This is a genomic window from Actinoplanes sp. NPDC051405 (assembly GCF_055586185.1).
The window spans coordinates 315,038-327,140 of the sequence record NZ_JBVJIR010000006.1 but is presented as its reverse complement, the minus strand read 5'-3'; the positions used below and the strand labels follow the sequence as shown (position 1 = coordinate 327,140).

General features: G+C 72.7%; 11 protein-coding genes. 9 read left to right on the top strand and 2 right to left on the bottom strand.

Going from position 1 to position 12,103, the window contains the following annotated elements:
• The first annotated feature begins 189 nt into the window (after positions 1-189).
• From ACZ6S4_RS16110 to ACZ6S4_RS16080, 7 genes are all read left to right on the top strand, one after another.
• Entirely contained in the window at positions 190-1,098 is a 909-nt protein-coding gene (locus ACZ6S4_RS16110; protein ID WP_465475756.1) for an ABC transporter ATP-binding protein, read from the top strand.
• The gene (locus ACZ6S4_RS16105; RefSeq protein WP_465475672.1) at positions 1,095-1,850 is read left to right on the top strand and encodes an ABC transporter permease; all 756 of its coding nucleotides are present in this window, start codon (positions 1,095-1,097) and stop codon (positions 1,848-1,850) included. Before ACZ6S4_RS16110 ends, ACZ6S4_RS16105 begins: the two co-directional genes overlap by 4 nt.
• Entirely contained in the window at positions 1,850-3,010 is a 1,161-nt protein-coding gene (locus ACZ6S4_RS16100; RefSeq protein WP_465475671.1) for a streptophobe family protein, read from the top strand. Before ACZ6S4_RS16105 ends, ACZ6S4_RS16100 begins: the two co-directional genes overlap by 1 nt.
• Positions 3,007-3,696, top strand: a complete 690-nt coding sequence (locus ACZ6S4_RS16095; protein WP_465475670.1) for a response regulator transcription factor — start codon at positions 3,007-3,009, stop codon at positions 3,694-3,696. Before ACZ6S4_RS16100 ends, ACZ6S4_RS16095 begins: the two co-directional genes overlap by 4 nt.
• The gene (locus tag ACZ6S4_RS16090; RefSeq protein WP_465475669.1) at positions 3,693-5,150 is read left to right on the top strand and encodes a sensor histidine kinase; all 1,458 of its coding nucleotides are present in this window, start codon (positions 3,693-3,695) and stop codon (positions 5,148-5,150) included. The genes ACZ6S4_RS16095 and ACZ6S4_RS16090 overlap by 4 nt, the downstream gene beginning before the upstream one ends.
• A gap of 9 nt (positions 5,151-5,159) precedes the next feature.
• Positions 5,160-5,726, top strand: a complete 567-nt coding sequence (locus ACZ6S4_RS16085; RefSeq protein WP_465475668.1) for a hypothetical protein — start codon at positions 5,160-5,162, stop codon at positions 5,724-5,726.
• A gap of 131 nt (positions 5,727-5,857) precedes the next feature.
• The gene (locus tag ACZ6S4_RS16080) at positions 5,858-6,499 is read left to right on the top strand and encodes a hypothetical protein (protein WP_465475667.1); all 642 of its coding nucleotides are present in this window, start codon (positions 5,858-5,860) and stop codon (positions 6,497-6,499) included.
• On the opposite strand, the gene ACZ6S4_RS16075 is transcribed toward ACZ6S4_RS16080, so the two are convergent.
• A complete protein-coding gene (locus tag ACZ6S4_RS16075) occupies positions 6,475-6,906 on the bottom strand; it encodes a hypothetical protein (protein ID WP_465475666.1) in 432 nt (143 codons plus the stop codon). The two genes, ACZ6S4_RS16080 and ACZ6S4_RS16075, sit on opposite strands and share 25 nt — an antisense overlap.
• A 70-nt stretch (positions 6,907-6,976) precedes the next feature.
• Positions 6,977-9,568, bottom strand: a complete 2,592-nt coding sequence (locus tag ACZ6S4_RS16070; protein ID WP_465475665.1) for a tetratricopeptide repeat protein — start codon at positions 9,566-9,568, stop codon at positions 6,977-6,979.
• Positions 9,569-9,904: 336 nt separating this feature from the next.
• On the opposite strand from ACZ6S4_RS16070, the gene ACZ6S4_RS16065 reads away from it, so the two are divergent.
• Entirely contained in the window at positions 9,905-10,930 is a 1,026-nt protein-coding gene (locus ACZ6S4_RS16065; protein ID WP_465475664.1) for a glycoside hydrolase family 11 protein, read from the top strand.
• Between the two features lie 37 nt (positions 10,931-10,967).
• Positions 10,968-11,987, top strand: coding sequence for a polysaccharide deacetylase family protein (locus ACZ6S4_RS16060; protein ID WP_465475663.1), 1,020 nt, complete (start codon positions 10,968-10,970; stop codon positions 11,985-11,987).
• Positions 11,988-12,103: the final 116 nt, after the last annotated feature.

The following is a 12,103-nucleotide window of genomic DNA, read 5'->3' as shown; positions in this document are numbered from 1 at the left end:
GAGGTTAGTCCGCCGGATCCGGGCGCCGCCGACCAGGCCGCACGATCACGCCGCAGGGCCCGGTCGGTGATCCGGAAGTTTCCTGGGAGGTCTGCCGCCGGGGCCGGTCCGACCGGCGGATCTCTCAGAGTTCTCCCAGAAGCTCTGCGAAAGCGGCCAGCCGGGTCGGCGAGCATCGCCGCCATGACGATGATTGAGGTACGCGGACTGACCAAGAGGTACGGGCCCGACACCGTGGTGGACGACCTGTCCTTCACCGTCGAGGCCGGGCAGGTCACCGGCTTCCTCGGCCCGAACGGCGCCGGGAAGACCACCACCATGCGCATGATCGTCGGCCTGGCCGCGCCCGACCGGGGTTCGGTGACGGTCCACGGCCGCCGTTACGCCGACTTCCCGGTGCCGCTGACCGAGGTCGGCGCGCTGCTCGACGCCGGCGCGGTGCACGGCGGGCGGAAGGCGTACGACCATCTTCTCGCCCTGGCGGCCAGCAACGGCCTGCCCCGGCGCCGGGTCGGTGAGGTGCTCGACCTGACCGGGATGCGGGCCGCGGCGGGCAAGCGGGCCGGTGACTTCTCGCTCGGCATGCGGCAGCGGCTCGGTATCGCGGCGGCCCTGCTGGGCGACCCCCGGGTGCTGATCTTCGACGAGCCGGTGAACGGGCTGGACCCGGAGGGCATCCGCTGGGTCCGGGAACTCATGCGCTCACTGGCCGCGGAGGGCCGCGCCGTGCTGGTCTCCAGCCATCTGATGAGCGAGATGGCCCAGACCGCGGATCATCTGGTCGTGGTCGGCCGGGGACGGCTCATCGCCGACACCTCGGTGAGTGAGCTCATGAACGCCGCCGGGGGCGGCACGGTGCAGGTGCGGTCGAGCGATCCGGATGCCCTCGCGCTGCGGCTGTCGGCTGCGGGCGCGACCGTACGGGAAGGGCTCGAGTCCACCCTCGTGGTCTCCGGCATGAGCGCCGAGGACATCGGCAAGCTGGCCGCGTACCACGGGGTGCTCCTCAGTGAGCTGACCCCGCAGCGGGCGTCGCTGGAGGACGCCTTCATGGCCCTGACCAAGGACAGCGTCGAGTACCAGGGGGTGCCCGCATGAGCCGCACACTGCTGGCCGAGTGGATCAAGATCCGCAGCCTGCGTTCCACCTGGTACACGCTGGCCTGCCTGTTCGTCGTCGGGCTGGGCATCACCGCCCTGTCGTCGAACTCGGTCCAGGAGGCGTACGCGGACGCCGGGGCCGCCTGGGATCCGACGGCGCACAGCCTGACCACGTACATCGTGGCCCAGCTGATCATCGGGGTGCTCGGCATCCTGGTCGTCACCTCGGAGTTCGCCACCGGTCTGATCCGGACGACGCTGACCGTCACGCCCCGGCGGCACCGGGTGCTGGCGGCCAAGGTGGTGATCGCCGCGGCTGTCGCCGTGGTGGCCGGCCAGGTGCTGATGGTCGCCGCGTTCCTGATCGGACAGCCGCTGATCGACCGGCAGGGTGTGCCGAACGCCGGCCTCGGCGATCCCGGCGTGCTGCGGGCCGTGCTCGCCGGCGGTCTCTACCTCACCCTCATCGCGCTGCTGTCCGTCGGGCTCGGCACGATCATGCGGGCCACCGCGGGCGCGCTCGCCACCCTGGTGGGCGTCATCTTCCTGGTGCCCGCCCTGGCCGGCATCTTCCCGTCCTGGATGAGCGGCCTGTTCAACTTCTGGCCGACGCTCGGCGGGTCGGCCGCTCTCGCGACGGTCCCGGACGCGGACTTCCCGCACCCGTGGTGGAACCTGGCCGGTCTGGGCCTGGGAGTCGCCGGTGTGCTGGTGGCCGCCTTCGTGGTCCTGCGGCGCCGAGACGTGTGATGACGGTCCGCGACATCGGCCGGGGGCTGGCCGCGGCGGCCGGCGCGCTGCTCGCCATGGCCGGCACCGCGGCGGCCGGCCTGCTCCTGCTGGACGCCGGTGGAGGAGGCCGGCTCGAGCGCCTGACCGCCGCGGTCGTCGCGATGGCGGCCGGCGGTCCGGCCGACGTCGGGGTCACCCCGGCCGGCGGCCTGCCGATCACGGTGCGGGGCCGGATCGAGGTGCTACCGCTCGGCGTCTCCCTGGTGGGCGCGGTCGTCCTCGGGACGTTGCTGCTGGGCCGCGGCCGTTCCGGGCTGCTGGTCCGCGGCGCGTCCGCAACGGTCGCTTTCGTGGCCGGTCTCGGCGCGGTGGCCGCGGTGGCGCGCGGAACGCTGACGCTGCCGTCCGGCAGCGCCCGGGCGGCCGGCGGGGGAGTGGGGGCGTGCGCTTCGGGCACCCGTACGCCGTTCGCCGGCGCCTCCGTCGACAATTTGGAGGCCGGCTTCTCCGCGGCCGTCGGACCCACCGTGGCCGGCGCGGCGGTGGGGGCGCTGGCCGTGGTCGGGCTGTGCTGGCTGGCCGTCCGGTTCCCGGCTGTCGGGGGAACGCTGCGCGCCGCGCGGTGGCCGGCCGTCGGGGTCGCTTCCGTGTGTGTGTTCGGAGCGTGGGCGGTCGGCGGTCCGGCCGTGGCCGGCGGGGTGGTGCTCGCGCTGCCGCTCGTGGTGGGCGGTGCGCTGCTGCTCGGGCTGGGCGTGCCCTGGGCGTTCAGCTCGGGCGGCATGCTCTCGTGCGTCGTGGACGGCGGTTGGTCACCGCCCGGACGCGGTGCCCTCGTGGTCCTGTCGGGTGCTGTGCTCCTCGCCTGCGCTGTGGCGGTCGCCGCGCGTACCGGTGGAGACCGGGCCGGTGGCCCGCTGCGCCGGGCGACCGGGTTCGCCGTGCGCTTCGCCCCGGTGGTCGCTGCCGTGCTGGTCGTTCTGACGCTGCTGTCCCGGGTGTCCGTGGAGCTGGGCGTGCAGGCGTTCATCATCGCTGTCCCGGTCCTCGACCTGCGGCTGGCCGCGAGCCCGTGGGGTGCGCTGGCGGCCGGGCTCGGCGCCGGTGCCACCGCCGGCTTCGCCGCAAGCCTGCTGGTTGACGCCGTCCGGAGCCGGACCTCCGTAGGCTGGCGGGCATGACTGCCCGGGAAGACGCTGAGCGGCTGCTCGTGGTGGACGACGAGGCCACCGTCCGGGAACTGCTCGCCGCGACACTGCGCTTCGCGGGCTTCCGGGTGACCTCGGCGGCCACCGCGGCCGACGCGATCGCCTCGGCCACCGCCGACCCGCCCGACCTGGTGCTGCTCGACGTGATGCTGCCCGACATGGACGGCTTCGAAGTGGTCCGGCAACTGCGCGAGCACCGTACGCCGGTGCTGTTCCTCACCGCCCGCGACCGGCAGGCCGACAAGGTCACCGGGCTGTCGCTGGGCGCCGACGACTACGTGACGAAGCCGTTCGACCTGGAGGAGCTGATCGCCCGCATCCGGGCCATCCTGCGCCGCACCGCCGGACACCACGACGGGGTCCTGACCGTCGGCACGCTGGCGCTGGACGTGGAGGGACACCAGGTGACCCGGCACGGCCGGCCGGTACGGGTGTCGGCGACCGAGTTCCGGCTGCTGCGTCACCTCATGGAGAACGCCGGGCGGGTGGTGTCCAAGGCCCAGATCCTCGACCGGGTGTGGCACTACGACTTCGGCGGCGACGCCAGCATCGTGGACACGTACATCTCCTACCTGCGGCGCAAAGTCGACGGCGAGGAACCGAAGCTGATCCACACCGTGCACGGGGTGGGTTACGTGATGCGGGAGCCGCGCCCGTGAGTCTGCGCGTACGGCTGCTGCTGCTCACCACGGCCCTGCTGCTGACCGGGCTGGCCCTGGTCGGCACGGTTGTCTCCGACCGCCTGGAGCACTACCAGGTCGACCGGCTGGACAGCCAGCTGGGCTCGCTCACCGCCCTGATCTCGCGTCTGCCGGTCAGCGGGCCGCGTGATCCGGGCACCACGGGTGCCCGGGCCGACGTGCTCGATCCGGCCCTCGACCTGGTCGGGGCGCCCTACCTGGTCTACCTGGACGCCGGCGGCTCGGTCGCCGACGGCCTGCACGCCTCCCGGCTGAGCACCGCGACCCTGCCACCGCCGGCGGAACTGCGGACTGTCCCCACCGACGGGTCCGCGGTCTTCCTGCCCGCCGCCGACGACTCGGGCCGCTGGCGGGCTGTCGCCCGCCGGACCACCGGCTGGAACGGGACGGTGATCGCCGCGGCGCCGATGACCGCGGCCGACGCCACCGTGGCCCAGCTGCGCACCACCAGCCTGGTCAGCGGCATCGTGCTGCTGGTGGCGCTGACCGCGGTGGGCTGGTTCGCACTCGGCCGGGGGCTGCGTCCGCTGCGCCGCATCGAGCACACCGCCGCCGCGATCGCCGCCGGTGACCTGTCCCGGCGGGTGCCCGCCCTGGCCGCGCCGGGCACCGAGATCGGCCACCTCGCGGCGTCGCTCAACGTGATGCTCGGCCAGCTCGAACGGGCCTTCGCCGACCGGGCCGCCTCCGAGGCCAGGATGCGCACGTTCGTCTCGGACGTCAGCCACGAGCTGCGTACCCCGCTGTTCGTCATCAAGGGCTCGACCGACCTGCACCGGATGGGTGCGCTGGCCGCCCCGGCCGACGTCGACGCGGCCATGCGCCGCATCGACAGCGAGGCGACCCGGCTCACCCGGCTGACCGAGGACCTGCTGCTGCTCGCCGAGCTGGACGACGCGCCCGAGGCCCAGCTCGACCGCGCCCCGATGGACCTGCGGACGCTGGCCACCGACGCCCGGCACGACCTGCACGCCCTCGACGCGACCCGGCCGGTCGAGCTGACCGGCCCCGGCGGGACCGGCCCGCCCGGCCCGGCCCCGGTCGACGCCGACGAGGCCCGGCTCCGGCAGGTCGTCACCAACCTGGTCGGCAACGCGATCGCGCACACCCCGGCGGGCACCGGCGTACGCATCGGGGTGGGCACGCTCGACGGTCGCGCCGTGCTGGAGATCGCCGACCGCGGCCCGGGGATGACGGCCGAGCAGGCCGGCCGGGTCTTCGACCGCTTCTACCGCACCGACCGCTCGCGGAACCGCCTGGGCGGCGCCAACGCGGGTCTCGGACTGGCGATCGCGCGTTCGCTCGCCCGGGCCCACGGCGGCGACGTCGAGCTGGAGACGTCGCCCGGCTCCGGTGCCTGTTTCCGGCTTGTGCTGCCCCTGCTCGACGCGGCGCTGGCCCAGCCTTTGTAGCGTGTCGGCGTGAGCCGAGCCCGTGCCTGGTGGTCGATCGTCCTCTGCCTGGTGGCGGCGGTGGCGCTGCTGTACGCGGTGGTCCTACCGGGCGGCTACCTGACCTGGTTGTGGGTGGCCATGGTCCTGTGGACGGTGGCCGCCGTGGGCTGGCTGACGTCGCTGGCCGGCCGGTCCTGGCCGGTCCGGTTGGTCCTGCCCGTGGTGTCCGTCGTGACGATGGTGGTGGCCTGCTCGGGCGTGGCCGGCCGGGTGCTGTTCGCCTGGCACCGTCCGGGACTGGCGCAGCTGGCGGCGTCACCGCTGGGCGGAAGCCATGGCCTGTACCGCTTCTCGGCCGTGTGGAGCCACGGTGGTTGCGTCACGTACGTGACCGAGGACAGCGGCATGTCCCACTTCGCGGGCCTGGTGCGGTGCACGCCCGGCGTCCGACCGTCGCCCCGGCTGGGAGACACCGCCAACGACGCCGTGTTCGAGGCGCTCGGCGACGACTGGTACGCCTTCAGCGTCCCGCGCACCGGCTCACCGGTCTGGGGTTTCAACCCGTTCGCCGTCGGAGCCACCACCGAGGCCTGACGGTCAGCGCGGTTCGCGGGCTCGGAGAGTGCCACCGCCGCGGCCACCTCGGACAGTGTGCAGCGGGCGGCGAGCTGCGCGGTGAGCTCGCGCTGCGCTGCGGCTCGAAGGTCGACGCTCTTGCCGCCGAGGTGGTCGAACACGGCGTCCACGCCGATCCCGGCGGGCACCTCCACCAGGTCGGCGGCGGCCAGCAGAACAGCCGTGGCGCAGGCGCCGGTCTTGGTCAGCGCGGCGACCCGCCGGCCGACGAGGGAGCCGTCCACGCCGGGACCCACCTGGTCGACGACGCCGAAGAGGTCGTAGCCCGGGCGATGAGCGAGGCGGCGGAGGGCGGCCGGCGGACCCAGCGCGTACGGATGCGGCTGATCGTCGCCGCGTACCGGTACGGGATGCTCTTCGGTCAGCGGATCGCGGGCGTGCCGGCGACGCCGGGCCGCAGACCCCGCTGGACCAGTCGATGGCCCTGCTGGTCGGCCTGCTCGAAGCGATTCCCGGCGCCGCGCCGGTCGCCGGCAACAGCGGCGACCACGCGCTGGACGGGCAGCTGCGGAAGTGGCCCCGGGCGCGGGAGCTGCCGGGCACCACCCAGCTGGCCGCGCGGGATCGTGGACCTGGAACGCACCCGAGTGTTCGACAACAACGCCATCGACGTGCAGCGGCTGATCGATCAGGGGGTCGACGACGCCATCCGGTGGCTGGCGCCGCCGACCCCCCGACCCGCCCGGCTGGAGACTCGGCGGACCGCTCAGCTGTGCGGGTTGTCGACGTAGTTGCCGCGCGTGTACGGCGTCGAACTCGCCCCGTTGTCGATGCGGACGTAGAAACCCCTGATGACTTCGCCGGTGGCGGCGCTGTAGGTCTGGTCCGGCCACTGGGCGTACGAGCCGCCGCAGGCGTTGTCGGGCCGCGGCGTCGTCCAGACGCTGCGGACCGTGCTGCCGGCGGCCACCCGGATCTCGATCTTGACGATCGCGGTGGGGCTGCTGCTCGCGCAGCTGGTGTCCTTGACGCTCTCGTTCCAGCGCATGGTGCGCGTGCCCCAGGCTTCGACGGTCGCACTGCCGCAGGCGTACGACGGGCAGGCCTCGGACCGGGGAGCGGCCTGGGCGGCGGTGGCACCGGCGAGCGCGATGCCGGCGCCCAGGACCGCGGCGGCGGTGATTCGGGTCTTGCGCATGGGATTTCCCCTTCGATCGGGATCGGCGGGCGCCGGTGGTGCGGCGCGTTGCCGTTGTTGGTACGCCCGCTCAGCGCAGCCGTTCCACGATCCCGACCGATCCCGCATGCCCGCGGCGCTGGTCCACGGCGGCCAGCCGGGTGCGCAGCTGCTCGGCCTCGGGGCTGCCGAAAGCCGCGTACAGGTTCATCGCCTGCCGGTAGTGCTCGCGGGCGGTGAGCACGGCGCCGAGCGCTTCGTGCGCGTGGGCCAGGCCAGCACAGGCGCGGGCCAGCTGGTAACGGTCGCCGATACTGCCGGCGACGGACTGGGCCGCGGCATGGTGCGTCACCGCCGCGGCCGGGTCGCCCGCCAGGTACGCCGCCGCACCGAGCCCGTTCAGCGCCGACGCCTCACCCTCGCGTTCGCCGGTGTCGCGGTGGATGACGAGGGCCTGCCGGTGGTGGTCCTCCGCGCGGTCGAGCCGGCCGAGATGGGCGTGCAGGGTGCCCAGGTTGTCGAGCGTCCAGGCCTCGCCGTGCCGGTCGCCGTGACCGCGGAACAGCTGCAGCGCCCGGTGGAGGTGCTCGGCGGCACTGTCGAGGCGGCCCAGCGGCATCTCGGCCTCGGCGAGGTCGTCCAGGCCGTGCCCTTCGCCGTTGGCGTCCCCGGTCTCGCGGAAGATGACCACCGCGCGCTCGTGGCGGGAGATCGCGGACGCGTACTGGCCCATCCGGGCCTCGAGGTTGCCGAGGTTGCCCTCGGCGCGGCCCTCCCCGGTGCGGTCGCCGGCCTCGCGGCACGCCAGGATCGCCTGCTGGTAGAGCGTGACCGCTTCGTCGTACCGGCCGAGGCGGGCGGTCACGATGGCGAGGTTGTTGGCCGCCCGGGCCCGGCCGCCGGGGTCGCCCGCCCGGGTGAACAGCTCGAGGGCCTGCCGGAGCAGATCAACGGCGGTCTCGTACCGGCCGAGGCGGGTGTAGGTGGCACCGAGGTTCGTCAGCGCATGCCCCTGCGCCAGGGGATCGGCGATGTCCGCGGCGGCGTGCCGGGCGTGGTCGTGCAGGGTCAGCGCGTCGGAGTGATGACCGCCGTTCAGGTAGCGGAACAGTGTGGTGGACAACGCGGTCGTGTAGCCCGGCCAGCCCTGCACCGCCGTGTATGCGGCCACGGCGACCAGCGTGTGCCGCTCGGCGTCCAGCCACGCCCGGGCGGCATCCCGGTCGCCCACGTCCGGCATCGCCGACTCCGGCGCCGCGATCCGCGGGCGGCTGTGTGCCTCGGCGGGGGACAAGGCGTTCGCGGCGGCTGCGGCGGTCGCCAGGTAGTGGTCGAACAACCGGGTCAGCGCCGCCCGCCGGGCCGACGGCGCGTCCTCATCGGTCGCCCGGTTCGCCGCGAACGCCCGTACGAGATCGTGGAACGCGTACCGTCCCTCGCCGGCCGGTTGCACCAGATGGTCCCGGCACAGGTCGTCGAGCTCGGCGCGCACCGTGACCGGGTCCGTGCCGGCCAGCGCCGCCGCCGCGTACCCGTCGAAGTCCTGCCCGGGATGCAGCGCGAGCAGGCGCAGCAGCCGACGGCACCCACCGAGGTGGTCGTAGGAGACGCGCAGGGTCAGCTCGACCGCGTCGTCGAGGCGCCGCTCCTGCCGGCGCTCGTCGAGCCGGTCGGCGTGGTCGGTCAGCGTCCACCCGGGCGTCGCCCGCAGCTGCCCGCTCATCAGGGCCAGTGCGAGCGGAAGGTGACCGCAGCTCCGGGCGATCCGGGCCGGCGCCGACGGGTCCGGCCCGAGCGGAACCCGCGGGCGCACCGCACCGAGGAAGCGCAGCGCTTCCGCCGGCGTGAACGCGTCCACGGCGAGGCGCGTGGCCCCCGCGACCCCGGAGAGTTGGCGCCGGCTGGTAACCAGCGCGAAAGACCCGGGCGTGGCCGGCAACAGCGGCTCCAGCTGCTGCTCGTCGGCGGCGTTGTCGAGCAGGAGCAACACCCGCAGCCCGGTGAGCCGCTCCCGCAGGGCGGTGGCGCGCGCTGTCATCCCGTACGGGATCCGCAGGCTGGGCACCCCGGAGTGTTGCAGCATTCCGTCGAGCACGGCCGACGGATCGGCCGGCGGCTGGGTCGGGTCCTCGTGGAAGCCGCGCAGATTGACGGACAGCACGTGGTCGAAGGTGTGCTCGGCGGCGAGCAGGTGCCCGGCCCGGACCGCGAGTTGCGATTTCCCGGCGCCGGCCATGCCGGTGATGAGGCAGACCCGGGTGCCGTCGCCGAACGCCGACCGGACCCGGTCCAGTTCGGACTCCCGCGCGGTGAACGCCGGCAGGGCCGCCGGCAGGGCGGCGCTGACCCGTACCTGGGCAGCGGCCTGGAGCTCACCGCCGACCACCCGCAGCGCCTGCCGCCAGCGCGCGACGTAGCCGGGATCAGCGTGCAGGGCCGCGACCACGGCGACCACCAGATCGGGGTTCAGGCGGCGCCGTCCGGGCCGGAAGCAGTCGACCACGGTGGTCCGCCCGACGTGGTCGGCCTCCCGCCCGGAACGCGACCAGGCGGCATTGACGCGGGTGGTGATCGCGTCGAACGAGGGGCTCCCGGCCCACGCCTTGAGCAGCCGCAACCGCTGCACGATCTCGTCGACCGAGCCGGCCCGTTCGGGATCAGGCGGACTCGAGAAAGCTGACACGACAAAACCCTGGTTCACGCGGCCCACTCCGAGTCCCCGAAAGTCACCGATGCGACAACGACAATCCCCGAAACTTTCGGCAACGGATGATCGTTCCCCAAGGACAAAACGGTCGAGCGGTTCATCGTCGGCGACTTTTTGCATCAGTTGGCAACCGCATTGAGCTGCGGGAACGTAGGACGCACGACACTTTGTCCGTGTTCGTAATTCCGGGGCGTTTCCGGAAGTTGTTGACTTCCCGCGGACTGTCGATCGATACTTCAGCCGTCAATCGATAGATGGACATGAACCCCGCCTGGTCGCCCCGCCAGGCTTCCCCCGAGGAGGACGTCCGCGATGCAAGTAGCTCCCGTGCAACCGAAGGGCCGCCGGCGCGGCCTGGTCAGAACGCTGTTCGGTGTCGGCTGCGCCATGGCGATCGCCCTCGCCGGCACCGCGATGGCGGTCGACGCCAGCGCCGAGGCCAACCGGACCGTCACGTCGAACACCACCGGCAGCCACAACGGCTACTTCTTCTCGTTCTGGAAGGACAGCGGCAACGTCTCCATGACGCTGGGGCCGGACGGCAACTACACGTCCCAGTGGAGCAACGTCAACAACTGGGTCGGTGGCAAGGGCTGGGCGACCGGCGCCCGGCGCACGATCAACTACTCCGGCTCGTTCAACGTCAACGGCAACGGCTACCTGGCGCTCTACGGCTGGACCCGCAACCCGCTGGTCGAGTACTACGTGGTCGAGAACTTCGGCAACTACAACCCGAGCACGGGCGCGACCCGGCTGGGCACGGTGACCTCGGACGGCGGCACCTACGACGTCTACCGGACCCAGCGGGTGAACCAGCCGTCGATCGAGGGCACGGCGACGTTCTACCAGTACTGGAGTGTGCGGCAGCAGAAGCGCACCGGCGGCTCCATCACCACCGGCAACCACTTCGACGCCTGGACCCGCTCCGGTCTGCAGCTCGGCTCGCACGACTACCAGATCATCGCGACCGAGGGCTACCAGAGCAGCGGCAGCTCGAACATCACCGTGAGCAGCGGCGGCACCACGGTCCCCAACCCGGGCCAGACGACGACCCCGCCGGCCGGCGGGAGTGGTGGCTGCACCGCCGCGGTGACCGCCGGTGACTCGTGGTCCGACCGCTACAACCTCAACGTCGCGGTCAGCGGCTCCAGCAACTGGACCGTGACGATGAACGTCGTGGCACCGCAGAAGGTCCTCTCGACGTGGAACACCTCCGCGAGCTATCCCACCGCCCAGACGCTGGTCGCCAAGCCGAACGGCAACGGCAACAACTTCGGCGTGACGATCCAGAAGAACGGCAGCACCACCTGGCCGAGCGTCTCGTGCCAGGCCGGCTGACCCGGACCAGTCGAATCCGAGAGGAGGAACGAGCCGCATGCGAACCACATCACGTCGCTGGAGAGCGACGCTGACCGGTCTGACGGTCGCCGCCCTGGCCGCCCTGGGCCTCGTCGCCACCACTGTCACGGCCACCCCGTCCCAGGCGGCCGTCTGTAACGGCTACGTCGGGCTGACCTTCGACGACGGGCCGTCGGGCAACACCCAGGCTCTGCTGAACGCGCTGCGCCAGAACGGGCTGCGGGCCACCATGTTCAACCAGGGCAACTACGCCGCGCAGAACCCGGGGCTGGTCAGGGCCCAGGTCGACGCGGGCATGTGGGTCGGCAACCACAGCTACACCCACGCCCACCTGACGCAGGGCAGCCAGGCCGGCATGGACTCGGAGATCAGCCGTACGCAGACGGCGATCGCGAACGCCGGCGGTGGCACGCCCAAGCTGTTCCGCCCGCCGTACGGTGAGACCAACGCGACCCTGCGCGCGGTCGAGCAGAAGTACGGCCTGACCGAGATCATCTGGGACGTCGACTCGCAGGACTGGAACAACGCCAGCACCGACGCCATCGTGGCAGCCAACGCCCGGCTCACCAACGGCCAGATCATCCTGATGCACGACTGGCCGGCCAACACCCTGGCCGCCATCCCGCGCATCGCCCAGGGTCTGGCCGGCCGCAACCTGTGCGCCGGCATGATCTCCCCGTCGACCGGCCGGGCGGTCGCCCCGACCGGCACGTCCAACCCGACGACGCCGGGACCGAACCCGACGACGACGCCACCGCCGCAGGGCGGCGGCAGCTGCACCGCCACGTTGTCGGCCGGTCAGAGCTGGACCGACCGGTACAACCTGAACGTCGCCGTCAGCGGCTCGAACACGTGGACCGTGACGATGAACATCCCGGCTCCGGAGAAGGTCCTCTCCACCTGGAACATCAACGCGAGCTACCCGAGTGCGCAACAACTCGTCGCCCAGCCGAACGGCAGCGGCAACAACTTCGGCGTGACGATTCAGAAGAACGGCAGCACCACCTGGCCGACAGTCTCCTGTCGAGTGGGCTGAACCGGATGGTGGGGGGGGGGGGGGGGGGGGGGGGGGGACGAGCGGGCGGGGGGGGGGGGGGGGGGGGGGGGGGGGGGGGTGGGAGGGGGGGAATCAAAAGGGAACAACAAACAAAA

Excerpts from the sequence above, each read along its gene's own strand:
- ACZ6S4_RS16075 (WP_465475666.1), bottom strand. The coding sequence starts at position 6,906 with ATGCGCAAGACCCGAATCACCGCCGCCGCGGTCCTGGGCGCCGGCATC.
- ACZ6S4_RS16100 (WP_465475671.1), top strand. The coding sequence starts at position 1,850 with ATGACGGTCCGCGACATCGGCCGGGGGCTGGCCGCGGCGGCCGGCGCG.
- ACZ6S4_RS16065 (WP_465475664.1), top strand. The coding sequence starts at position 9,905 with ATGCAAGTAGCTCCCGTGCAACCGAAGGGCCGCCGGCGCGGCCTGGTC.
- ACZ6S4_RS16105 (WP_465475672.1), top strand. The coding sequence starts at position 1,095 with ATGAGCCGCACACTGCTGGCCGAGTGGATCAAGATCCGCAGCCTGCGT.
- ACZ6S4_RS16110 (WP_465475756.1), top strand. The coding sequence starts at position 190 with ATGATTGAGGTACGCGGACTGACCAAGAGGTACGGGCCCGACACCGTG.
- ACZ6S4_RS16095 (WP_465475670.1), top strand. The coding sequence starts at position 3,007 with ATGACTGCCCGGGAAGACGCTGAGCGGCTGCTCGTGGTGGACGACGAG.
- ACZ6S4_RS16060 (WP_465475663.1), top strand. The coding sequence starts at position 10,968 with ATGCGAACCACATCACGTCGCTGGAGAGCGACGCTGACCGGTCTGACG.